This is a genomic window from Pseudomonas sp. IzPS59 (assembly GCF_014863505.1).
Lineage (GTDB): Bacteria > Pseudomonadota > Gammaproteobacteria > Pseudomonadales > Pseudomonadaceae > Aquipseudomonas > Aquipseudomonas kribbensis.
This window is the reverse complement of record NZ_CP062251.1, coordinates 1,390,812-1,411,454: the sequence shown is the minus strand read 5'-3', so window position 1 is coordinate 1,411,454 and position 20,643 is coordinate 1,390,812. Positions and strand designations below refer to the sequence as shown.

General features: G+C 60.5%; 27 protein-coding genes. 9 read left to right on the top strand and 18 right to left on the bottom strand.

Going from position 1 to position 20,643, the window contains the following annotated elements; translation table 11 throughout:
- Window positions 1-133 precede the first annotated feature (133 nt).
- The 6 genes from rimO (at window position 134) to tsaA (ending at window position 5,046) form a co-directional block, all read left to right on the top strand.
- The gene (gene rimO / locus IF189_RS06245) at window positions 134-1,471 is read left to right on the top strand and encodes a 30S ribosomal protein S12 methylthiotransferase RimO (protein WP_085712910.1); all 1,338 of its coding nucleotides are present in this window, start codon (window positions 134-136) and stop codon (window positions 1,469-1,471) included.
- Window positions 1,472-1,582: 111 nt separating this feature from the next.
- Complete coding sequence (locus IF189_RS06240; RefSeq protein ID WP_192552986.1) at window positions 1,583-2,056, top strand: GNAT family N-acetyltransferase; 474 nt, start codon at window positions 1,583-1,585, stop codon at window positions 2,054-2,056.
- Between the two features lie 82 nt (window positions 2,057-2,138).
- Complete coding sequence (locus tag IF189_RS06235; protein WP_134825697.1) at window positions 2,139-2,849, top strand: rRNA pseudouridine synthase; 711 nt, start codon at window positions 2,139-2,141, stop codon at window positions 2,847-2,849.
- Between the two features lie 73 nt (window positions 2,850-2,922).
- Window positions 2,923-3,390: a DUF1456 family protein gene (locus tag IF189_RS06230; RefSeq protein ID WP_114881683.1), complete on the top strand. Its 468-nt coding sequence runs from the start codon at window positions 2,923-2,925 to the stop codon at window positions 3,388-3,390.
- Window positions 3,391-3,517: 127 nt separating this feature from the next.
- Entirely contained in the window at window positions 3,518-4,288 is a 771-nt protein-coding gene (locus IF189_RS06225) for an SDR family oxidoreductase (protein ID WP_134825696.1), read from the top strand.
- Window positions 4,289-4,347: 59 nt separating this feature from the next.
- Window positions 4,348-5,046, top strand: a complete 699-nt coding sequence (gene tsaA / locus IF189_RS06220) for a tRNA (N6-threonylcarbamoyladenosine(37)-N6)-methyltransferase TrmO (protein ID WP_192552985.1) — start codon at window positions 4,348-4,350, stop codon at window positions 5,044-5,046.
- A 68-nt stretch (window positions 5,047-5,114) separates the two neighbouring features.
- Here tsaA and fpr read toward each other — a convergent pair whose 3' ends face one another.
- The gene (fpr, locus tag IF189_RS06215) at window positions 5,115-5,894 is read right to left on the bottom strand and encodes a ferredoxin-NADP reductase (RefSeq protein WP_003222277.1); all 780 of its coding nucleotides are present in this window, start codon (window positions 5,892-5,894) and stop codon (window positions 5,115-5,117) included.
- Window positions 5,895-6,038: 144 nt separating this feature from the next.
- Here fpr and IF189_RS06210 point away from each other — a divergent pair, with 144 nt between their 5' ends.
- Complete coding sequence (locus tag IF189_RS06210; RefSeq protein ID WP_085712905.1) at window positions 6,039-6,965, top strand: LysR family transcriptional regulator; 927 nt, start codon at window positions 6,039-6,041, stop codon at window positions 6,963-6,965.
- Here the strand turns inward: IF189_RS06210 and IF189_RS06205 are convergent.
- The 3 genes from IF189_RS06205 to IF189_RS06195 all read right to left on the bottom strand — a co-directional run bounded on the left by IF189_RS06205 (window position 6,962) and on the right by IF189_RS06195 (window position 9,024).
- Window positions 6,962-7,324 (bottom strand): diacylglycerol kinase, encoded by a 363-nt coding sequence (locus IF189_RS06205; protein ID WP_003222276.1) that lies wholly within the window; start codon window positions 7,322-7,324, stop codon window positions 6,962-6,964. The genes IF189_RS06210 and IF189_RS06205 overlap by 4 nt on opposite strands.
- 75 nt (window positions 7,325-7,399) lie before the next feature.
- Complete coding sequence (gene erdR, locus IF189_RS06200) at window positions 7,400-8,050, bottom strand: response regulator transcription factor ErdR (RefSeq protein ID WP_007954938.1); 651 nt, start codon at window positions 8,048-8,050, stop codon at window positions 7,400-7,402.
- Between the two features lie 230 nt (window positions 8,051-8,280).
- On the bottom strand, window positions 8,281-9,024 hold the full coding sequence (locus tag IF189_RS06195; protein ID WP_085712903.1) for a tRNA-uridine aminocarboxypropyltransferase: 744 nt from the start codon (window positions 9,022-9,024) through the stop codon (window positions 8,281-8,283).
- Window positions 9,025-9,213: 189 nt separating this feature from the next.
- On the opposite strand from IF189_RS06195, the gene IF189_RS06190 reads away from it, so the two are divergent.
- Window positions 9,214-9,639, top strand: a complete 426-nt coding sequence (locus IF189_RS06190) for a PA3611 family quorum-sensing-regulated virulence factor (protein WP_085712902.1) — start codon at window positions 9,214-9,216, stop codon at window positions 9,637-9,639.
- Here the strand turns inward: IF189_RS06190 and IF189_RS06185 are convergent, their stop codons facing one another.
- A complete protein-coding gene (locus tag IF189_RS06185; RefSeq protein ID WP_134825693.1) occupies window positions 9,640-9,834 on the bottom strand; it encodes a hypothetical protein in 195 nt (64 codons plus the stop codon).
- A 354-nt stretch (window positions 9,835-10,188) separates the two neighbouring features.
- On the opposite strand from IF189_RS06185, the gene IF189_RS06180 reads away from it, so the two are divergent.
- The gene (locus tag IF189_RS06180; RefSeq protein ID WP_134825692.1) at window positions 10,189-11,307 is read left to right on the top strand and encodes a TIGR00730 family Rossman fold protein; all 1,119 of its coding nucleotides are present in this window, start codon (window positions 10,189-10,191) and stop codon (window positions 11,305-11,307) included.
- A gap of 72 nt (window positions 11,308-11,379) precedes the next feature.
- On the opposite strand, the gene recX is transcribed toward IF189_RS06180, so the two are convergent.
- From recX to IF189_RS06115, 13 genes are all read right to left on the bottom strand, one after another.
- Window positions 11,380-11,850 carry a recombination regulator RecX gene (recX, locus tag IF189_RS06175; RefSeq protein ID WP_134825691.1) on the bottom strand — a complete coding sequence of 157 codons (471 nt, stop codon included), beginning with the start codon at window positions 11,848-11,850 and terminating at the stop codon, window positions 11,380-11,382.
- 8 nt (window positions 11,851-11,858) lie between these two features.
- Window positions 11,859-12,917, bottom strand: a complete 1,059-nt coding sequence (gene recA / locus IF189_RS06170; RefSeq protein WP_085712898.1) for a recombinase RecA — start codon at window positions 12,915-12,917, stop codon at window positions 11,859-11,861.
- Window positions 12,918-13,000: 83 nt separating this feature from the next.
- A complete protein-coding gene (locus tag IF189_RS06165) occupies window positions 13,001-13,501 on the bottom strand; it encodes a CinA family protein (RefSeq protein ID WP_134825690.1) in 501 nt (166 codons plus the stop codon).
- Between the two features lie 68 nt (window positions 13,502-13,569).
- Window positions 13,570-14,088 carry a lysis system i-spanin subunit Rz gene (locus IF189_RS06160; protein WP_134825689.1) on the bottom strand — a complete coding sequence of 173 codons (519 nt, stop codon included), beginning with the start codon at window positions 14,086-14,088 and terminating at the stop codon, window positions 13,570-13,572.
- The gene (locus IF189_RS06155; protein WP_134825688.1) at window positions 14,067-14,633 is read right to left on the bottom strand and encodes a glycoside hydrolase family 19 protein; all 567 of its coding nucleotides are present in this window, start codon (window positions 14,631-14,633) and stop codon (window positions 14,067-14,069) included. The genes IF189_RS06160 and IF189_RS06155 overlap by 22 nt, the downstream gene beginning before the upstream one ends.
- 34 nt (window positions 14,634-14,667) lie before the next feature.
- Window positions 14,668-14,922 (bottom strand): hypothetical protein, encoded by a 255-nt coding sequence (locus IF189_RS06150; RefSeq protein ID WP_192552984.1) that lies wholly within the window; start codon window positions 14,920-14,922, stop codon window positions 14,668-14,670.
- Window positions 14,922-16,079, bottom strand: coding sequence for a hypothetical protein (locus IF189_RS06145; RefSeq protein ID WP_134825687.1), 1,158 nt, complete (start codon window positions 16,077-16,079; stop codon window positions 14,922-14,924). The genes IF189_RS06150 and IF189_RS06145 overlap by 1 nt, the downstream gene beginning before the upstream one ends.
- An 18-nt stretch (window positions 16,080-16,097) precedes the next feature.
- On the bottom strand, window positions 16,098-16,544 hold the full coding sequence (locus IF189_RS06140; RefSeq protein ID WP_134825686.1) for a hypothetical protein: 447 nt from the start codon (window positions 16,542-16,544) through the stop codon (window positions 16,098-16,100).
- A complete protein-coding gene (locus IF189_RS06135) occupies window positions 16,545-17,432 on the bottom strand; it encodes a phage tail protein (protein ID WP_134825685.1) in 888 nt (295 codons plus the stop codon).
- A gap of 41 nt (window positions 17,433-17,473) precedes the next feature.
- Window positions 17,474-17,941: a phage tail assembly chaperone gene (locus tag IF189_RS06130; protein ID WP_134825684.1), complete on the bottom strand. Its 468-nt coding sequence runs from the start codon at window positions 17,939-17,941 to the stop codon at window positions 17,474-17,476.
- A complete protein-coding gene (locus IF189_RS06125; RefSeq protein WP_134825683.1) occupies window positions 17,941-18,864 on the bottom strand; it encodes a hypothetical protein in 924 nt (307 codons plus the stop codon). The genes IF189_RS06130 and IF189_RS06125 overlap by 1 nt, the downstream gene beginning before the upstream one ends.
- Before the next feature lie 82 nt (window positions 18,865-18,946).
- On the bottom strand, window positions 18,947-19,528 hold the full coding sequence (locus tag IF189_RS06120; RefSeq protein WP_134825682.1) for a tail fiber assembly protein: 582 nt from the start codon (window positions 19,526-19,528) through the stop codon (window positions 18,947-18,949).
- A 7-nt stretch (window positions 19,529-19,535) separates the two neighbouring features.
- Window positions 19,536-20,576 carry a phage tail protein gene (locus tag IF189_RS06115; RefSeq protein ID WP_134825681.1) on the bottom strand — a complete coding sequence of 347 codons (1,041 nt, stop codon included), beginning with the start codon at window positions 20,574-20,576 and terminating at the stop codon, window positions 19,536-19,538.
- Between the last annotated feature and the right edge of the window lie 67 nt (window positions 20,577-20,643).

The following is a 20,643-nucleotide window of genomic DNA, read 5'->3' as shown; positions in this document are numbered from 1 at the left end:
CCCTGCATAAAGCTGGTCAAGTGCGCTGCTCATCGCTAGAATTGCGCACTTTTTGATCAGAGGCGCAGTTCAAGCGCCCGTCCGTCGGCTTCCGCCATCAGGCAAGCGGCGTCACAAAATACCGAGGTTAGACATGTCCACCACTCCTGCGCCGGCCAATCCAAAGGTTGGCTTCGTATCTCTGGGTTGCCCGAAAGCACTGGTCGACTCCGAGCGCATCCTGACCCAGCTGCGCATGGAAGGCTATGACGTGGTGTCCACCTATCAGGACGCCGACGTGGTCGTGGTCAACACCTGTGGCTTCATCGACTCGGCCAAGGCCGAATCCCTGGAAGTCATCGGCGAAGCGATCAAGGAAAACGGCAAGGTCATCGTGACCGGCTGCATGGGCGTCGAAGAAGGCAACATCCGTGACGTGCACCCGAGCGTGCTGGCCGTCACCGGTCCGCAGCAGTACGAGCAAGTGGTCAACGCCGTGCACGAAGTCGTGCCGCCGAAACAGGATCACAACCCGCTGATCGACCTGGTGCCGCCGCAAGGCATCAAGCTGACCCCGCGTCACTACGCGTACCTGAAGATTTCCGAAGGCTGCAACCACAGCTGCAGCTTCTGCATCATCCCGTCGATGCGCGGCAAACTGGTCAGCCGTCCGGTCGGCGACGTGCTCGACGAAGCCCAGCGTCTGGTCAAATCCGGCGTCAAAGAGCTGCTGGTGATTTCCCAGGACACCAGCGCCTACGGCGTTGACGTCAAATACCGCACCGGTTTCTGGAACGGCGCGCCGGTGAAGACTCGCATGACCGAACTGTGCGAAGCGCTGAGCACCCTCGGCGTCTGGGTCCGTCTGCACTACGTTTACCCGTACCCGCACGTCGACGAGCTGATCCCGCTGATGGCCGCCGGCAAGATCCTGCCGTACCTGGACATCCCGTTCCAGCACGCCAGCCCGAAAGTCCTGAAGTCGATGAAACGCCCGGCGTTCGAAGACAAGACGCTGGCGCGGATCAAGAACTGGCGCGAAATCTGCCCGGACCTGATCATCCGTTCGACCTTCATCGTCGGCTTCCCCGGCGAAACCGAAGAAGACTTCCAGTACCTGCTGGACTGGCTGACCGAAGCCCAGCTCGACCGCGTCGGCTGCTTCCAGTACTCGCCGGTCGAAGGCGCACCGGCCAATGACCTGAACCTCGACATCGTCCCGGACGACGTCAAGCAGGATCGCTGGGAGCGCTTCATGGCGCACCAGCAGGAAATCAGCTCGGCCCGCCTGCAAATGCGCATCGGCCGTGAAATCGAAGTGCTGGTGGACGAAGTCGACGAGCAAGGCGCAGTCGGCCGCTGCTTCTTTGACGCCCCGGAAATCGACGGCAACGTGTTCATCGACAACGGCAGCAACCTCAAGCCGGGCGACAAGGTCTGGTGCAAGGTGACCGACGCCGACGAATACGACCTCTGGGCCGAACAGATCTAAACGCGAAAAATACAAAAAGCCCCGCTCTCTTTTACGAGATGCGGGGCTTTTTTACGGCTATCGTTTGTGAGGGGAAGGACTCCCTCATAAATGACAAAGAGGCTATCGGGCATGCGCCACCATTCGGTCATTCACACGCCGAAACTCAGCGATTATCAGGAACTGACCCGGGTCTGGGAGGCCTCGGTTCGTGCCACACATGATTTTCTGCCGGACAGCTATATCGAGCTGCTGCGCAATCTGGTGCTGACCCGCTACCTCGATGCGGTGATGCTGATCTGCACCAGGGACAGCCACCAGCGCATCACCGGGTTTGCCGGCGTGGCGGCGGGCAAGATCGAAATGCTGTTCATCGACCCCGAGCATCGCGGCCAGGGCCTGGGCAAGAAGCTACTGAGATACGCCATGGAACACCTGAACGCCGATGAACTGGACGTCAACGAGCAGAACCCGCAGGCCCTGGGCTTTTACTTCAAGCAGGGGTTCGAGGTGATCGGCCGGTCGGAAGTCGATGGCATGGGCCAGCCTTATCCTCTGCTGCACATGCGTCAGAAACAGCCGGAACAGCGGGCCGTACGCGGCTAAAAGCCACACGGTACAAATGCAATCGCGATTAACCGGCGCCAGGCAGGTACAATGCCCACCCCTTTTTTGTTACGGCCCTGTCATGACTGACCCGATTCGCCTCTCCAAACGCCTCATCGAACTGGTCGGTTGCTCCCGCCGGGAGGCCGAGCTGTTCATCGAGGGCGGCTGGGTCACCGTGGACGGCGAGGTCATCGACGAGCCGCAGTTCAAGGTCGGCGACCAGAAAGTCGAGCTCGACAAGGACGCCAAGGCCACCGCGCCGGAGCCGGTGACCATCCTGCTCAACGTGCCGGCGGGCATGGATGTCGACACTGCGATGCAGTCGCTGAGCGCCGACACCCTCAGCGAAGAACACCGCTACGGCAAGCGTCCGCTGCGCGGGCACTTCCTGCGCCTGACCGCCAGCGCCGACCTGCAACCCAAGGCCAGCGGCCTGCTGGTGTTCACCCAGGACTGGAAGGTGCTGCGCAAGCTCACCGCCGACGCGGCCAAGATCGAGCAGGAATACGTCGTTGAAGTCGAAGGCGAAATGGTCGCCCACGGCCTCAATCGCCTGCAGCACGGCCTCACCCACAAGGGCAAGGAGCTGCCGCCGGTCAAGGCCAGCTGGCAGAACGAAAACCGCCTGCGCTTCGCCATGAAGAACCCGCAGCCGGGGATCATCGCCCAGTTCTGCGAAGCGGTCGGCCTGAAGGTCGTCGGCATCCGCCGTATCCGCATCGGCGGCGTATCGATCGGCAAGGTGCCGGCCGGCCAATGGCGCTACCTGTCCGGCAAAGAGAAGTTCTAAGGCCTCCGTTGCCGCCACACATTCCGGCATCGCGCCTGCGCGGTGCCCACAGCGAACGATCAGGATTGCAAACATGGTTCATAACGACGTACTGCGCAGCGTGCGCTACATGCTCGACATCAGCGACAAGAAAGTCGTCGAAATCATCAAACTCGGCGGCATGGACGTGACCCTCGCCGACGTGGTGACCTGGCTCGACAAGAAAGAAGAAGACGAAGAAGGTTTCGTGCGCTGCCCGGATGAAGTCATCGCGCACTTCCTCGACGGTCTGGTGATCTTCAAGCGCGGCAAGGACGAAAGCCGTCCGCCGCAGCCCATCGAAGTGCCGGTGACCAACAACATCATCCTGAAAAAACTGCGCGTGGCCTTCGAACTGAAAGAAGACGACATGCATGCGATCCTCAAGGCTGCCGATTTCCCGGTGTCCAAGCCTGAGCTGAGCGCGCTGTTCCGCAAGGTCGGCCACACCAACTACCGCCCGTGCGGCGACCAGTTGCTGCGCAATTTCCTCAAGGGCCTGACGCTGCGCATTCGCGGCTGATCCTTGAAAAAACGGCGACTTCGGTCGCCGTTTTCATGCATGCCCCTCCATTCCCTCGAAAAATAGTGGCTCCGCTTTTCGCGGCCGGCGACTAGGGTGTACTGAACCCTAGCCCTCAGGATTCGCCATGCACCCGTATTTCTCCCTGCAAGGCCGCACCGCCCTGGTGACCGGCGGCACCCGTGGTATCGGCAAAATGATCGCCAAGGCCTTTGTCGAGGCCGGCGCCCGTGTCTACGTCTGCTCCCGTGACGCTGAAGCCTGTCATCAGACCGCTGAAGAACTCAGTGCGTTGGGCACTTGTGAGGGCGTGGCGGCGAATCTGGCGACCGAAGAGGGTGTAAAAGAACTGGCGGCCCGGCTGGGCGAGCAGATCACTCATCTGGACATTCTGGTGAACAACGCCGGCACCACCTGGGGTGCGCCGCTGGAGAGCTACCCGGTCAAGGGCTGGGAGAAGGTCATGCAGCTCAACGTGACTTCGGTGTTCAGTTGCATCCAGCAGTTTCTACCGCTGCTGCGCAAGGCCGGTTCGGCAGCGAATCCGGCGCGGATCATCAACATCGGCTCGGTGGCGGGGATTTCTTCGTTCGGCGAGCAGGCCTATGCCTACGGGCCAAGCAAAGCGGCCCTGCATCAACTGTCGCGGATTCTTGCCCGGGAACTGGTGAGCCAGCACATCAACGTCAACGTCATCGCGCCGGGCCGTTTTCCGAGCAAGATGACCCAGCACATCGGCAACGACCAGCAGGCACTGGCCGAGGACACCGCGCTGATCCCGATGAAACGCTGGGGCCGCGAGGAAGAGATGGCGGCGCTGGCGATCAGTCTGGCGAGTACCGCCGGGGCCTACATGACCGGGAATGTGATACCGCTGGATGGCGGGTTCAGTCTTTAGGTCAGTGACCGGGTCGGGCGGGTTATCATGCCCGCCCTGCTCCGTTTCGAATGCAAACCATGACTTACAGCGTTTCCCCCATCGGCTTCGTCCGCTCCTGCTTCAAGGAGAAGTTCGCCATCCCGCGCCAGCCGCAACTGGCCCCCGCCGCCCGTGGCGTGCTGGAGCTGGTGGCACCGTTCGACCAGGGCGATGCGGTGCAGGGACTGGAGCAGGTCAGCCATGTCTGGCTGCTGTTCCTGTTCCATCAGGCGCTGGAAGACAAGCCGCGACTGAAAGTCCGCCCTCCGCGCCTGGGCGGCAACAAGTCCATGGGGGTGTTTGCCACCCGCGCCACGCATCGGCCGAACGGTATCGGCCAGTCAGTGGTGAAACTGGACAAGGTCGAGGCCAATCGTTTGTTCATCTCCGGCATTGATCTACTGGACGGCACGCCGATTCTCGATATCAAACCCTACGTGCCTTACGCCGACATCATCCCCGAGGCCTCCAACAGCATCGCCAGTGCCGCGCCGCACCTGATCGACGTGCAGTGGACGGACGCGGCGCTGCAACAGGCGCACATACACGCTCAGCGCCTCGCCGAGCCTCTGGTCGAGCTGATCGAGCAATGCCTGGCCCAGGATCCGCGCCCGGCCTATCAGACGCCCGCGCCAGAGCGCGAATACGGCGCGCAGTTCTGGGATCTGGACGTGCGCTGGCATTACCCGACACCGGAGCAGATCCGCGTCCTGGAAGTCATCCCCGCCGCTGACTGAATTCCAAACACGAAAAAGCCCGCGCTGCCTTCTCAGGCAACGCGGGCTTTTCTTTGGCATCGTCGGGATTACTTCTCGACGAACGCGCGCTCGATCAGGTAGTCACCCGGCTCGCGCATACGCGCCGAGATCTTCAGGCCGAAGCTGTCGAGCACTTCGCTGGTCTCGTCGAGCATGCTCGGGCTGCCGCAGATCATCGCGCGGTCGTCCTGCGGGTTGATCGGTGGCAGGCCGATGTCGCTGAACAGCTTGCCGCTGCGCATCAGGTCAGTCAGACGGCCCTGATTCTCGAACGGCTCGCGAGTCACGGTCGGGTAGTAGATCAGCTTGTCACGCAGCGCCTCGCCGAAGAACTCGTTCTGCGGCAGGTGCTCGGTGATGAATTCGCGATAGGCGACTTCGTTGACGTAACGAACGCCGTGAACCAGGATCACTTTCTCGAAGCGCTCGTAGGTTTCAGGGTCCTGGATCACGCTCATGAACGGCGCCAGACCGGTGCCGGTGCTCAGCAGGTACAGGTGCTTGCCCGGGTTCAGGTCGTCCAGAACGAGGGTGCCGGTAGGTTTCTTCGAGATGATGATCTCGTCGCCTTCCTTCAGGTGCTGCAACTGGGAGGTCAGCGGACCATCAGGCACCTTGATGCTGAAGAACTCGAGATGCTCTTCCCAGTTCGGGCTGGCGATCGAGTAAGCGCGCATAAGCGGGCGGCCATTTGGCTGTTGCAGGCCGATCATCACGAACTGACCGTTCTCGAAGCGCAGGCCCGGATCGCGGGTGCACTTGAAGCTGAACAGAGTGTCGTTCCAGTGATGAACACTGAGGACACGCTCGTGGTTCATGTTGCTCATGTACGTGGGACTCCTGGAGATTGATCTGCGCTTGCCCGGCTCGCGTTGAAGGATGCCGACGGTGCGCAATTGCATCGCATTCTAATAGCGCCGACAATATCTGTTAACTGGATTATTAAGATAAGGGTTATCGGTTATATCGATATGCGATTTACTCTTCGTCAACTGCAAGTCTTCGTCGCTGTCGCCCAGCAGGAGAGCGTGTCCCGTGCTGCGGGTCTGCTCAACCTGTCGCAATCGGCCGCCAGCACTTCCATCACCGAACTGGAGCGTCAATCCAGCTGCCAGCTGTTCGACCGCGCCGGCAAACGCCTGAGCCTCAACGCCCTCGGCAAACAATTGCTGCCGCAAGCGGTGGCCATGCTTGATCAGGCCAAGGAAATCGAAGACCTGCTCAACGGCAAATCCGGTTTCGGCTCGCTGTCGGTGGGCGCGACCCTGACCATCGGCAATTACCTGGCGACGTTGCTGATCGGCGGCTTCATGCAACGTCACCCGGAAAGCCAGGTGAAGCTGCATGTGCAGAACACTGCCAATATCGTGCAACAAGTGGCGCATTACGAAATTGATCTGGGTCTAATCGAAGGCGATTGCAGCCACCCGGACATCGAAGTGCAGAGCTGGGTCGAGGATGAACTGGTGGTGTTCTGCGCCCCGCAGCATCCGTTGGCCAAACGCGGCAGCGCGACCATGGAGGAGTTGACCCACGAAGCGTGGATTCTGCGCGAACAAGGCTCCGGTACCCGCCTGACCTTCGATCAGGCCATGCGTCACCATCGCAGTGCGCTGAATATTCGTCTGGAGCTGGAACACACGGAAGCGATCAAGCGCGCCGTGGAATCTGGTCTGGGGATTGGCTGCATCTCGCGCCTGGCACTACGCGATGCCTTTCGGCGCGGCAGCCTGGTGCCGGTGGAGACGCCGGATCTGGATCTGGCGCGGCAGTTCTATTTCATCTGGCACAAACAGAAGTACCAGACTTCCGCCATGCGCGAGTTTCTCGATCTGTGCCGCGCCTTCACCGCCGGGGTCCAGCGCAGCGACGAGATCGTCCTGCCGACAATCGCTTAAAGCAGAATCACCGCCCATACCAGGGCAATCATGCTCAGTGCCACGAATTGCGCGGCGCTGCCCATGTCCTTGGCGTTCTTGGACAGCGGGTGCAGTTCCAGGGAAATGCGGTCGATGGCCGCCTCCACCGCAGAGTTCAGCAGCTCGACGATCAGCGCCAGCAGGCACACGGCAATCAGCAACGCCTGCTCGACACGGCTGACGTTCAGGAAGAACGTCAGTGGAATCAGCACCACGTTAAGCAGCACCAACTGACGAAACGCCGCTTCGCCGGTGAAGGCTGCGCGCAGGCCGTCCAGCGAGTAACCGGAAGCGTTGAGGATGCGTTTCAGGCCCGTCTGGCCCTTGAAAGGTGACATAAAGTAAACAACCGACCAAAAAGAAGTGGGGAAGCTAGTTCAACGAAAGTCAAAAAAGCGTGAAGACGCCAGCCTTTACTGGCTTGGAATTGACTCAAGTTGTTGCAAGAGTAAAGCCGCCTGGGTGCGAGTCCGCACGTTCAGCTTGCGAAAGATCGCCGTGACGTGGGCCTTGATGGTCGCTTCCGACACACTCAACTCATAGGCAATCTGCTTGTTGAGCAGGCCTTCACAGACCATGGTCAACACCCGGAACTGCTGGGGCGTAAGGCTCGCAAGACCATCGCTGGCGGCTTTGGCCTCGTCGGATACGCTGACGGCTTCGAACGCCTGGGGCGGCCAGAACACATCGCCATCCAGCACTTTGCGCACCGCTTCCTGAATCACGCTCAGGTCGCTCGACTTGGGAATGAAACCGCTGGCACCGAACTCCCGCGACTTGACCATCACCGAAGCTTCTTCCTGCGCCGAGACCATCACCACCGGAATCTGCGGGTACTGACCGCGCAGCATCACCAGCCCGGAAAACCCGAAGGCGCCCGGCATGTTCAGGTCCAGCAGCACCAGATCCCAGTCGGCCTTCTCGGTCAGGCGCGTCTCCAGCTCGGCGATGCTCGCCACTTCCACCATTCGTACATCCGGACCAAGGCCCATCGTCACCGCTTGATGCAGTGCGCTACGAAAAAGAGGGTGATCATCGGCAATCAGGATGTCGTATGTGGCCATTTTTCAAATGATCCTGTTTTTGATGGCAGACCCGATGCATTCGGGGCTCACCAAGGCAAATCAAGATGCCGGCGCTTGTGCAGCGGCATCCACAGGGGCACGTTCAACGCCAATCACGGACAAAAAACGGCGTTTCAAACCTTGGCCGCACCCCAATCGGCGCCAAGCATGCCCAGCGAAGCCGGGGTGGTCAAGCAACACGGCCACTGCTTTAGCAGTATGGGCCAGGATCAGGCCGGCACCGGCTGCGGGTTGGCTATAAAAGGCAGCAACTCGGCATGGGCCGGTGTCGACACATTCACCTCAAGCTGCTGCTTGGCGCCCAGGTAATGCTGGCTGAACACATCGAAATAGGCGTCCAGCGCCGAGGCGGCATCCGTGTCGCCCGCCAGTTCCAGGCACAGCGCCGCGACTTCGGCGGTGCACAGGTGCTCGCTGCGGGTCGAACGACGCAGGCGATAACGCGACAGTTTGTCGGGTAACAGACTGAGGATCGGCAGGCGATCGAAGTACGGGCTCTTGCGGAAAATCTTGCGCGCCTCGGTCCAGGTCGCGTCCAGCAGAATGAACAACGGACGCTTGCTGCTATCGAGATCCACGGTGTTGGTGACCCGCGAAGGCTCGACGTACTCGCCGGGAAACACCAGATACGGCTGCCATTGCGGGTCGTTCAGCAGCGCCAGCAGTTGTTCGTCAGGTTCGGTTCGCGACCAGATGAAGGCATGATTGTCCCGCACGATGTCGGCGATCAGCCAACCGGTGTTGCTCGGCTTGAACACTTCCTTGCCGGTCATGATCAGGCAGACACCGGAGCGGGTTTCAACGGTCGGGCGCCAGGCGCACAGGCAATGACTGATGATCACCCGGCAGTCGCGGCAACGCTCGGAGCGAAAGCCGCGGGCCTGAATCGGCTTGATGCCCTCGTCCTCGCGCTGATCGCGCAGGCGGGCCACGGCGTTGGGGGCATGGTTCATTGCGGGCGACGCCGACTGACAGGAAAACTCGACACGAACAACTCTCGGCAAGGCAATAAAGGCCGGCAGTTTATCAGAGCAACGGGCACAAGCCTGTACCCTCCCGACCGGCTCCCCTATAATTCGCCGCCACTGAACGCACAGCCCCGGGGCTGGTCGAACCACCAGTCACTGAATCAGGAGAGTTTCATGCTGCGCCTTATCGTTCCTACCGCGGCCATTGCGCTGGCGTTGTCCTTCAGCGCACAGGCTGCATCCCTGAAAGAGCAGAACCTGAACAAAGAGCTGCAAAACGTCGCCGCCCAAAGCAGCGTCGGTACACCACGGGCGATCAACGAAGACATCCTCGATCAGGGTTACACCGTCGAAGGCACCACGCTGATCAACCACCTGAGCGTCCAGGCAAGCCATGCCGAGAAGATGCGCGCCGACCCCAAAGCCGTGTATTTCCAGCTGGGTGCTTCGGTCTGCAACAACCCGTCGTACCGCAAGCTGATGGCCAAGGGCGCCGTGATGCGTTATGACTTCAGTGAAGTGAAGACCAACCGGGCGATCGGTTCGGCCAGCTATCAGGAATCGGACTGCCCGAAAGCGGGTCCGGCGAAGAAGAAGTAATCAACGAGAATTGGCGCGCCGCTGTTCATCCTCGGCGCGCAGTTCGGCCAGCAAGGCCTGCAGATAGCGCGAGCGGCGCTCCCCTCCCGAAAGACGTCGGCAGCACTCCTCTTCGAGACTGACACGATTGGTCTCGGCCGATGCCTTCAACATTCGATACAGCTGCGTATCGATCTCCAGAATGACTCTGGTCATGTGTCCCGCCTCCTTGCCACCCGCAAATCCTTGAATCGCGTGCACCTTGCGTACGCTCGCTGACGCAAAGTTGTCGTACGGCGCCTTTAACTTAGTAAATCAGAGCATTTTGCCCTCGGTGCGCCATCGGACGAGCGGTGAAAGCACTTCGCAAAACGACAATAAGCAGTTGCCAGGCAAGACTTTGTGGCGCAATGCTCAATGAGCGAGAAATGCTTTGAGGGTCTAGATTCAAAGTATTCCCGATCATTTTATCAACGGCAGGAAAGGAGCTGCCGGACGTTTGTTTTTCTTGCAGCGCGGCACTGACGCCGCACGTCAGGGCCGAAGGCTCTGTGCAGAAGGAGAAGTTGCATGCCTTACCAACCGAATGACCTGCTCAGCCGTCATTTTCAGGAAAGCGGCCACGACCTTACCGGCAAGGTCGAAGAACAACTCAACCTGGTTTCCCCCAACAGCCCGAACATTCCCATCTACCGCGACATGATCCTGACCGTGCTGCGCATGGCCCAGGAAGATCACAATCGCTGGAATGCCAAGATCACCCTGCAAGCCCTGCGTGAACTGGAACAGGCGTTTCGCACGCTCGAACAGTTCAAGGGCCGGCGCAAGGTCACCGTATTCGGCTCGGCGCGCACGCCCGTCGAGCATCCGCTGTACGCCATGGCCCGTGAACTGGGCGCAGCCCTGGCCCGGTCAGACATGATGGTCATCACCGGTGCCGGTGGTGGAATCATGGCCGCCGCCCATGAAGGAGCCGGCCGCGACAACAGCCTTGGATTCAACATCACCCTGCCCTTCGAACAGCACGCCAACCCTACCGTGGACGGCACCGGGAATCTGCTGCCATTCCACTTTTTCTTTACGCGCAAACTGTTCTTCGTCAAAGAGGCCGATGCACTGGTGCTGTGCCCCGGCGGTTTCGGTACGCTGGACGAAGCGCTGGAAGTGCTGACCCTGATCCAGACCGGCAAAAGCCCGCTGGTGCCGGTGGTGCTGCTGGACGCGCCGGGCGGCACATTCTGGCAAGGGGCACTGGATTTCATTCGCCAGCAACTGGAGGACAACCGTTACATCCTGCCAACTGACCTGAAGTTGATGCGTCTGGTCTACAGCGTTGAAGAGGCGGTGGAACAGATCAATCAGTTCTACGGCAACTTCCACTCCAGCCGCTGGCTCAAACGGCAGTTCGTGATTCGCATGAACAACAGGCTCAGCGACCGGGCACTGGACCACATGCAGGAAGCCTTCGCCGATCTGTGCCTGAGCGACCGGTTCCATCAACACGCCTACAGCGCTGAGGAGCACGACGAGGCGCAATTCAGCCATCTGGCGCGACTGTCCTTCGCCTTCAACGCCCGGGACCATGGGCGCCTGCGGGAACTGGTGGACTTCATCAACCTGCCGGAGAACTGGGCCCAATCCAGACCACAAACGGCGCAACCCTCCCGCGAACCGTCGAAGGTAATCTGAAGGCAAAAAAAAGCGGCCCGCTATTTCGATAGCGGGCCGCTTTTTTATTTTTTGATTGAAGCTGGAACCGATTTAATCGTCCATCCCTCTGCCGCTGAACAAGCGGTTGATCATCTCCATCGAGAACCCCCGATACGCCAGGAACCGGCCTTGTCTGGCTCGCTCCTTGGCGTCGGCGGGAAGCTGTCCGGAGAACTTCCGTTGCCACGTGTCTGTCAGCTGCTCCTGCCAGTTGATAGCGCTCTCACGCAAGGCGAGTTCGATATCGGCACGCTGCAGGCCGCGCTGACTGAGTTCCTCACGAATCCGTAACGGGCCGTAACCTGAACGGGCGCGATAAGAAACAAAGCTTTCCAGATAACGGGCTTCGGAAAGCAGCCCTTCTTCCGTCAATCGGTCGAGAGCTGTTTCGATCATTTCGGGTGGAGCGCCGCGCTGACGCAGTTTACGCGTCAGTTCAACTCGACCGTGCTCGCGGCGTGCGAGCAGGTCCATTGCGGTTCGCCGCACCGCGACGAGGGTATCGAGTACGGCGGTTGTCATCGGTGCAATCAGATGTCAGCGTCAGCCAGGTCGTCTTCGGTCTCGGTGACCGCAGAAGCCTTGGAGTCAGCGATCACGGCTGGCGACAGCAGCTTGTCACGCAGTTGCTTCTCGAGCTTCGCCGCGACTTCCGGGTTGTCTGCCAGGAACTTGGCCGAGTTGGCCTTGCCCTGACCGATCTTGGTGCCTTCGTAGGCATACCAGGCGCCGGACTTCTCGACGAAACCGTGCAGCACGCCCAGGTCGATCATCTCGCCGTTCAGGTAGATACCCTTGCCGTAGAGAATCTGGAACTCGGCCTGACGGAACGGCGAAGCCACCTTGTTCTTCACGACCTTGACGCGGGTTTCGCTGCCGACCACTTCGTCGCCTTCCTTCACCGCGCCGGTACGGCGGATGTCGAGACGAACCGAAGCGTAGAACTTCAGCGCGTTACCACCGGTGGTGGTTTCCGGGCTGCCGAACATCACGCCGATCTTCATGCGGATCTGGTTGATGAAGATCACCAGGCAGTTGGCGTTCTTGATGTTACCGGTGATCTTACGCAGCGCCTGGGACATCAGACGGGCTTGCAGGCCCACGTGCATGTCACCCATTTCGCCTTCGATTTCCGCCTTCGGCACCAGTGCCGCCACGGAGTCGACGATGATCACGTCAACGGCGTTGGAGCGCACCAGCATGTCGGTGATTTCCAGGGCCTGCTCGCCGGTGTCCGGCTGGGAAACCAGCAGGTCGTCGACGTTGACGCCCAGCTTGCCGGCGTACTCAGGATCGAGGGCGTGTTCGGCGTCGACGAATGCGCAAGTCGCGCCGGCCTTCTGGGCCTGGGCGATCACGGACAGCGTCAGTGTGGTTTTACCGGAAGATTCAGGACCGTAGATTTCAACAATACGGCCTTTTGGCAGACCGCCGATGCCGAGCGCGATGTCCAGACCCAGAGAGCCGGTGGAAATGGCCGGGATCGCCTGACGGTCCTGATCGCCCATACGCATTACGGCACCCTTGCCGAATTGACGTTCGATCTGACCCAGGGCCGCAGCCAAGGCTTTCTTCTTGTTGTCGTCCATTAAAGTCCTCACGTAATCAATAAGGCCTGACGGCCAACACCTGTATAAGTAGCCAGTATTATTCCACAGCGTTCGCGGATCGCCTACCCCTGATTTTCGATTTCTCGTGCCGCTAGTCGCAGCAGCCCCTCTAGCGCGGCCTTCACCGTTTGTCGGCGGACGTCGTCGCGGTTGCCAGGGAAGTGTTGCACCTCGCTGGAAACCGCGTCGCCGACACCCCACGCCAGCCACACCGTGCCCACCGGCTTGTTCGGCGAGCCGCCGTCCGGCCCGGCGATACCGCTGACCGCCACGGCAAATCGCGCACGGCTGTGTTTCTGCGCACCGCGCACCATCGCCTCGACCACCTCGCGACTGACTGCGCCCACCGTCCCGAACAGTTCGGCAGGCACGTTCAGTTGCTGGGTTTTCTGTCTGTTGGAGTAGGTCACATAACCGGCCTCGAACCAGGCGGAGCTCCCCGGGATCCGGGTAATCGCTTCAGCGATGCCGCCGCCGGTGCAGGACTCGGCCGTGGTGACGTGGGCATTGAGCAACTGCAGGCGTCGGCCAAGTTCGGCCGCCAGTTGGGTGAGGTCTTTCACGGCACTCTCCGGATCGGGTGGAATGCCTACCACCGTACACGAGCCGGTTGCGCTTTCAATACACAGACTCATTCAAAATGTGCAGGCGCCAGCGCTCTGATATAGGCCTGACAGGCCTGCAGGGCAATCAGTCCGCGATCGCCTTCACCGGTGATGGCGATAATTCGTTGAGCATGCGCCGGGTCAAGTCGGGCGCGTACGGTTGCATGATCCACGCCGCCGGTGCCGGAGGCGGCTGGCACACCGCAGCCTTGGGCAGCGTCGCCTGCGTCAATGAGGACTGACAGGCGCAGATCAGCAGTGGCAAGGCGATCGCGCAGGCGATCCTGATCACGTTGGGCATCGCTGAGTGCTCGATAGTGGGTTTGTTCACTGGCCGCGAGCCGTTGCTCCATGGCCAGGCGCTTGTCCTGTTCGGCCTGTTGCGCCGTGGCAGCAGCCTGAGTCAGTTGGTTGAGGGTTTCGGCATGCTGTCGGGCCTGCTCGGCCAGTTGGCGACCGTAGCGCCAGTCCTGGAATTGCCACGCCAGCGCTGCCGCCCCCAGGGCCAGCAACGCAATACCGATTACACGCCAGGAGATGGACATAACACCGCCCTCGCCCGCGCCCAGAGATCCAGGCGATCCTGCAAGCCGTTCAACCCGCCGTTGATTCGACGGGTGATGGTGTTGAACTGATCGCGGTCCGCCAGTTCGTTCAAACCGTTCTGCTCCCAGAACCACGCGGCGGATTCCGCCGCCCACTGCGGTTGCTCGAGCAATTCAGGCAACGACAACAGACGCTCATCGCCAAACAGTCCGAGACTGCACTGGCGATAGTTGGTGCGGCCGGTGATCTGGATCAGCCCGCGACCGCGATACTTCTGTCCATCACCATCGGCTTCCGGCGTATTGCCCAGACGCAGGGCCAGCGTCCCCGTGTCGTACTTGCTCAGATACTGGTTATTGCCCAGTTCGCGCACGTAGCGCAGTTGCCCGGATTCATGGCCGACCTGGGCGAGAAACGCAGCGACGCGCTTGGGCGTATCGATGCGATGACGCGCCATGGCGTCGTTGAGCGGTGAAACAAAAACGCCCGCTTGGGAGCGGGCGTTGGGCATGATGTTGCTGAGGTTGTTTTCAGTGATTTGCATAATGCTTGATCCTCCCTGGATTGCGCCGATTGAATCACGGCTGGAGACCGAATCCGGTCAGCCATTTCTTTGCCAGGGTTTTCAGGGCGCCATCAGGGGCACTGTCTTCTTGCGACGAAAACACCCAGCCGAGGGTGCCGAAGTTCGCCGACCAGTCGATTTGTGGTGCTGGAGTGATCTCGGTGATATCGACCCAGAGCAGATCCGGGTGAAACATCTCGACCATGTTTCCGTCGGTCGAGAACAGCTCGACCACCGTGTCGTTGACGATGCGTGCGTAGGTTTTCATCAGGCGTACTCGTAAATGATCACGACACCGGGCGCGCCGGCTGAACCGGATCGTCCCGGCTGGTTCGGGGCATTGGCAACTCCGCCGCCGCCAGCACCGTAACCGGTTCCGACGCTTGTCGGGCCGCCGAAACTGTTGCCCGTTCCTCCTGCGCCCAGCGGCGAACTGGCACCATGTCCAGCGAGCGTAGGGCCTGCAACCGAGATGCCCGGCGCACCGGATGTGCCGGCACAGTTGACGATGTTCCCTCCGGAAGCGACGGCGCCTGGTGTACCGCCGAAATACAGGCCATTACCCCCCGGTGAAACCAGATCGATCCAGGGCGACGCACCACCTCCAGGAGCACTGACCAGCGAGCCGAAGGAACTTGTCCCGCCGCTTGCTCCACTGCTCGCAATGGCACCTGCCGCTCCAGAGATCCCTACGGTGATCACTTGGCTGATGCCGATCGTTTTCGCATCCAGCCATGCCTCGGCATAACTTCCAGAAGCGCCGCCACCGGAAACACCATACTGAGTGGAAGTCGCCGGACTGACGCCCGCGCTTCCACCGCCACCGCCAACGACCTTGACCAGCACATTTTTCATTCCCGCCGTCGGTACATAGACACCGGATGCAGTGAAGGTTTTTACATTCAACAAGCGGCCACTGGTTGCGTTGCCACCGCTGGCATATACCAGCAACCAGCTGTCCCGCGCTGCGCTGTACATCACCGAACACATGCTGCCACCAACAATCTCCGCAGGTCGCAACGCACTCAACGCCAGACTCAATAGCGGTTTGGGCAGAAGACCATTCGGCGCAAAAGTGCTCGCTCCGGTATTGGCATTGCCTGCCGTGAAGCGCAGCGTCAGCCCGTCCTTCAACGCACTGATGGCCGGCACATAATTGGCCATGTAAAGGTTGGCAGCGCCAATATCCGCTGCGTGTTTATCTTCACCGCTCTGGCTGATTTTCCTGATCGCCAGCAACAACTGCGTCGCATCGTTTTCGCTGGGTTCGAGTCCGGCAGACTTGACGACATTCAGCAGCTCATCGGTGATGCCATTGCCCCAGGTCGCGGGGATCAGCGATCCCGGCAACCCGCCGACGACGTCTTCATTGACGAACTTGCCGTTCACCAGTCCGATGCCGGGAACGCTTTTCGGATAATCCATTTCAGTCTCCTTGGTCCATCAGAGTGCCGTTGCCAACCAGCGCGGCGTCACCGGACGATGCTCGCTGAACGGGAAAAACGAAGCCTGTGGCCAGTCCCGCAGCGCGCGCCGAAACGCTTGCAGTTCGGCATATTGCTCGGTGGTCAGCGTGGTGCCGCCGCCATCCTCCAGTTCATCGCGGTCGCGGGCCACCAGGCCATCGGTGGTTGCCAGTTGTGTGGTGCGCCAGCGGCGCTCGATGTCAGCGGCTTCGTCTGCCGTCGGCGGTGGTGGATCGACCAGCACCGGAAAACCGTTATCCGCCCGCACGCCAATCACCTTCGCAGTGACCGCCAACTCTTGCAGGAGCGAAGTCCAGTAGGCCTGAGGAATTTCGATGACATCGTCGGGAATGTCCGACGAGTTGATACCCGGTACATAGGCGCCCCGGGTACTGGCGCTGAACAACACGTTGAAGGGGTTCATTCAATAGCCCTTTGCAAAATAGCTCACGGAACAATTGGCGGCGAGGCTGCCGGCCGCATCACGGATTCTCAGCGTGCAGCCCTGTTGGTTGACTGCAATCAACGCGAGCATCGCTGCATCACCTCCGGCGTGAGTGGCCACGAGCGAAAAGAATCCCCTGGGAAACGAGATCGGAAACGTCACCACGACATTCCCGCTGGCATTCGACATACCTGAGCCCCACTGATCGATATTCCCACTGAGGTGCTTTTGATAACCGGGATTGGCCACCAGGCCGGAAAACAGTGGGGCATATTTCAGACTGGCCGTACCGTGTACCGTCCAGATACCGTTCTCTTTGACAACGTTGGCACTCTCGCCACTGTTCATCACAATCGAACTCAGATAAGCGCCTTGCGGGCTTATCTGCGTACTGCCCATGCAGGCAATGGTGATCGCTGCGTTGCTGCGACAGTGAAAGCCGATCGTCGCGCCGTTGGGCACACTGAGGATGTCCGGCAAGGTCACGGTGTATGACGAATTGCCACCCAGGCCGATTGAACATCCGACATCCGCAGCCGTCAGTTGCGTGGCCGCAGACACACCGCGCGCGCTGGCATAGTTGCCAAGTGCTCGCTGAACAAACTCGGACGTCGCCGCCGAACGACTGACATCGAATGGCGCAGCGGTCTGGAACAGTTGAGAACCGCGAAGAGCACCCAACAATTGAGTATTTGACGCCTCACTCGGCGTCAGGCCGCCCGCACGCACAACACCAAGAATTTCCTGCGTGACACCATTGCCCCAGCTCGCAGGGATCAATGAACCCGGCGAGCCTTTGAGCGGGTCTTCATCGACAAACTGTCCGTTCACCAGACCTGCGCTGGGAACACTCTTGGGATAGTCCAAGGCTTATCTCCTTATCTGAAAACATGGGTAGCGTGACGGCTTCAGCCAATCGGGTTGGCCAGCCACTGCGGCGCTGATGGCCGAGAAACGGATGACGGGAATGCGCCGGAATCGGGCCAGTCGCGCAATGCCTGGCGGTACTCGAGCAGCTCCAGGTATTGCTGGGCCTTGAGCGTTGTCCCACGCCCCAGCTCCTGCTCATCGCGATGGCGGGTGACCCGCCATTCGGTGGCCGCAAGTGCGGATTGGCGCCAGGCGCGCGCAGCCGTCAAAGACTCGTTGTCCTCAACCGTTGCGGCCTGAGCGACTTCAGGACCTGGCGGTTCGCGCAGAGGCTCGACAGCGGGCGTCAACTCAGACATCGGCGCGCCGATTTCAACATCAGCACCTTCGGGCACCTGCACCATCGCCGCGACGAACGCCGGCGCAAACAGTTGCTCGATCGCGTAGTCACCGGTGTCGATCACTTCGACCGCGACACCGTTTTCAATACGTGCATAACGGGCCATTACTCGTACTCCCAGATTTCACAGAAGGCATTGCCGCCGGCGCCGCTTACGATTGACGCAGTAGCGTGAATCGAGCAGGAGCCACTGCCGCCCGAGCCTCGAACACCTGCATTGCCAACGGTGTTTGACCCGCTGAAAGAGCCGCCGCCGTCGAACGGACTCGGAGCTCCGCAACCCGACAGCAATCCCCAATTGGCGTTGCTCATTCCAAAACCTCCGGTGATACCGCGAGCGCTGCAGAGATTGCCCCCAGTCAGCAACCCACCTACCCCGCCCTGAATGAATCCTGACGAAGTGCCTGTGACCACGATCCCCAGTTTCTGCCCGCCACCGCCGCCCGAAACACTCATGTAGCTACCAAAGGACGCTCCGCCACCCGCAAGGCCCGTGGTGTTGCTGACTGCGCCCCCGGCGCCCAACGAAACCGGTACGCCGGCGAGCATTTGTGCGGTGACGTCATACAGGCTTTCCGCATACGCGCCGGACCCGCCGCCACCGCCGAGGATCTGGGTACCCGCCGGAACAGGTTCGCAGCCGCCACCCGAACCACCCGCCCCGATCAACCGCACACGAATCCGCTTCGCCCGCGGGTTTGGCTTGTAAACCGTGATCCCGACGGTTTCGATCTGCCTGACCGCCAGCAGTCGCCCGACCGCATCGGTGATGCCGTAACCGGCCAGGGTGGTCGGGGTGTTCTTCAGTTTGGTGAAGTCAACCAGCGCACCGATGGCCGTGGCCAGTTGATTGGTTTTGCTCTCGTCCGGCGTCAGCCCGGCCGCCTTGATGGCGTTGAGAATTTCTTGCGTGACACTGTTGCCCCAGGCGGCGGGGATCAACGATCCGGGCGTGCCGGCAACGGGGTTTTCATCGATAAAACCACCGTCGACCAGGCCGACGCCGGGGATGCTTTTTGGATAGTCCACGTCTGCACTTCCGAGGTTCTACAGGCAGCCGGATGCCGGCAGCAATCGTCCGCCTGCGAGATTGATAAGGGGATAGGTTCAGTCAGGCAGCAGGCGAAACAGCCGCTTTGGCCGGTGCTACAGGCCAGTCGATGGTCAACGGATAATCCGTTTGCAACTCAATCTGGGCCAGCTTGACGGTGTAGCGTTTCCACGCCTGCAGAGCGGTCAACTGTTCGTTGGAAGCCTCGCCCAACTCATAGGCGTATTGCAGCGGTGCGACACGAATGACCACTTCACGCAGGCGATTGTCACGCTCGACGTCAGCCTCGGCGACTTTACCCGCGCGCTCCGCCGCGACATCCAGGACCCAGTCATCGGTGCCCCAGACGTAAAATTCGCTCGGGCGCGGTTTGAGCGTCAGGTACTCGGGCAACGGGCCCAGTTCGTTCCAGTAGAAAAAGTTGCCGTTGTCTTTGCGATAGACCGGTCGGTTGCGCAAATCGATCAGTTGCAACGCCGCTCCGTCACGCCACACCCAGACATGACCCGACTCGGCCGGTGGCAGCACCTCGGGCAATTCGATAGCGTTGCCCGGAAGAACGACACCCATGCCCGGGATGACCGGCAACTCGACCGGGCCGTTCAATTCCTGTGTTCTTTCATTCACATAGTAATAAGCCATATGCACCTCAAATAAGTTTCAATCGACCGGGGTACGCAACGTTTCTGGGACGGGTCATCCCCCAATAGCCACTCACCAGATTTTCCGCCGTCGTAGCACCGGTCCAATAAACCAGACCCGCGAACGTTGTCGGATCGGTTCCGACCGTCGAAAGGTCGCCGATCCCGTGAACGGCCGGCGCGTATCCGTTATCACCGGTTATGTTGGTGCCGTTTTGCCAGGAGCCGGCCACTCGCCCGGTATCAATGTTGCGTTGTTCATCAAGCACCCGGATGAATTCGCCCCGAACCTCCGGCCCGCGGAATGTCTTGATGCCGTCACCACTGCTCCAGCCGCCAGCACGACTGGCTTCGGCACGCAGCATTCCGGATTGAACGGCGTGATCCCACAACCACGGCCATTCGGCGCGCAGGAATTCCCGACCGTTCAACGCGCCATAACCACCGGGGTTCAAGTTGGTCGAACTTTCGAACACAATCCGCCCCAAAGGCGTCGTATCGAAGCGCCCAACCGGCCACCAGTTGCCCGAACCGTCGCTGCGCAGATGCCACCAGTCACCCGCCCCCACCAGCACCAGAAACGGATAACCGCTGGCGGACAAATGCGTGTGAAACCTTATGCGGTCGTTACCGGCGGCCTGAACCACCAATCGGTTGGCACTGTTGTCGGTACGACGGACGATCACATCCCGTACTCCCGCCAGCGCACTCACTGCCGGCAAGGTAATGGTGGTATCAGCCGCATTGGCGCTGATCAGCACGAGCCCAAGCTCATCGGCGATCAACGCTTTCGAGGCAGACACCTCCGTCACCCGCGAGGTCATGGGGCTTGCCAGGCTCAGAAGCTTCTTGAGAGCCGAGAGCAGTTGATCGTTGATGCCTTCGGCCGGCGTCATGCCGGCCGCTTTGATCACCCCCAGCAACTCTTCGGTGACACTGTTGCCCCACACCGCCGGAATCAGCGAGCCCGGCGTTCCTGCCACCGGGTTTTCATCGACGAAGCGGCCATCGACAAGGCCGATGCTGGGGACACTTTTTGGGTAATCCATGGGTACTCGTTCCTCTGTAATGACAAATGAAACGTGGCGGCGCGAAGAATTTCGCAACGGCGCAAAC

Excerpts from the sequence above, each read along its gene's own strand:
- rimO (WP_085712910.1), top strand. The coding sequence starts at position 134 with ATGTCCACCACTCCTGCGCCGGCCAATCCAAAGGTTGGCTTCGTATCT.
- IF189_RS06240 (WP_192552986.1), top strand. The coding sequence starts at position 1,583 with ATGCGCCACCATTCGGTCATTCACACGCCGAAACTCAGCGATTATCAG.
- IF189_RS06235 (WP_134825697.1), top strand. The coding sequence starts at position 2,139 with ATGACTGACCCGATTCGCCTCTCCAAACGCCTCATCGAACTGGTCGGT.
- IF189_RS06230 (WP_114881683.1), top strand. The coding sequence starts at position 2,923 with ATGGTTCATAACGACGTACTGCGCAGCGTGCGCTACATGCTCGACATC.
- IF189_RS06225 (WP_134825696.1), top strand. The coding sequence starts at position 3,518 with ATGCACCCGTATTTCTCCCTGCAAGGCCGCACCGCCCTGGTGACCGGC.
- tsaA (WP_192552985.1), top strand. The coding sequence starts at position 4,348 with ATGACTTACAGCGTTTCCCCCATCGGCTTCGTCCGCTCCTGCTTCAAG.
- fpr (WP_003222277.1), bottom strand. The coding sequence starts at position 5,894 with ATGAGCAACATGAACCACGAGCGTGTCCTCAGTGTTCATCACTGGAAC.
- IF189_RS06210 (WP_085712905.1), top strand. The coding sequence starts at position 6,039 with ATGCGATTTACTCTTCGTCAACTGCAAGTCTTCGTCGCTGTCGCCCAG.
- IF189_RS06205 (WP_003222276.1), bottom strand. The coding sequence starts at position 7,324 with ATGTCACCTTTCAAGGGCCAGACGGGCCTGAAACGCATCCTCAACGCT.
- erdR (WP_007954938.1), bottom strand. The coding sequence starts at position 8,050 with ATGGCCACATACGACATCCTGATTGCCGATGATCACCCTCTTTTTCGT.
- IF189_RS06195 (WP_085712903.1), bottom strand. The coding sequence starts at position 9,024 with ATGAACCATGCCCCCAACGCCGTGGCCCGCCTGCGCGATCAGCGCGAG.
- IF189_RS06190 (WP_085712902.1), top strand. The coding sequence starts at position 9,214 with ATGCTGCGCCTTATCGTTCCTACCGCGGCCATTGCGCTGGCGTTGTCC.
- IF189_RS06185 (WP_134825693.1), bottom strand. The coding sequence starts at position 9,834 with ATGACCAGAGTCATTCTGGAGATCGATACGCAGCTGTATCGAATGTTG.
- IF189_RS06180 (WP_134825692.1), top strand. The coding sequence starts at position 10,189 with ATGCCTTACCAACCGAATGACCTGCTCAGCCGTCATTTTCAGGAAAGC.
- recX (WP_134825691.1), bottom strand. The coding sequence starts at position 11,850 with ATGACAACCGCCGTACTCGATACCCTCGTCGCGGTGCGGCGAACCGCA.
- recA (WP_085712898.1), bottom strand. The coding sequence starts at position 12,917 with ATGGACGACAACAAGAAGAAAGCCTTGGCTGCGGCCCTGGGTCAGATC.
- IF189_RS06160 (WP_134825689.1), bottom strand. The coding sequence starts at position 14,088 with ATGTCCATCTCCTGGCGTGTAATCGGTATTGCGTTGCTGGCCCTGGGG.
- IF189_RS06155 (WP_134825688.1), bottom strand. The coding sequence starts at position 14,633 with ATGCAAATCACTGAAAACAACCTCAGCAACATCATGCCCAACGCCCGC.
- IF189_RS06150 (WP_192552984.1), bottom strand. The coding sequence starts at position 14,922 with ATGAAAACCTACGCACGCATCGTCAACGACACGGTGGTCGAGCTGTTC.
- IF189_RS06145 (WP_134825687.1), bottom strand. The coding sequence starts at position 16,079 with ATGGATTATCCGAAAAGCGTTCCCGGCATCGGACTGGTGAACGGCAAG.
- IF189_RS06140 (WP_134825686.1), bottom strand. The coding sequence starts at position 16,544 with ATGAACCCCTTCAACGTGTTGTTCAGCGCCAGTACCCGGGGCGCCTAT.
- IF189_RS06130 (WP_134825684.1), bottom strand. The coding sequence starts at position 17,941 with ATGGCCCGTTATGCACGTATTGAAAACGGTGTCGCGGTCGAAGTGATC.
- IF189_RS06120 (WP_134825682.1), bottom strand. The coding sequence starts at position 19,528 with ATGGCTTATTACTATGTGAATGAAAGAACACAGGAATTGAACGGCCCG.
- IF189_RS06115 (WP_134825681.1), bottom strand. The coding sequence starts at position 20,576 with ATGGATTACCCAAAAAGTGTCCCCAGCATCGGCCTTGTCGATGGCCGC.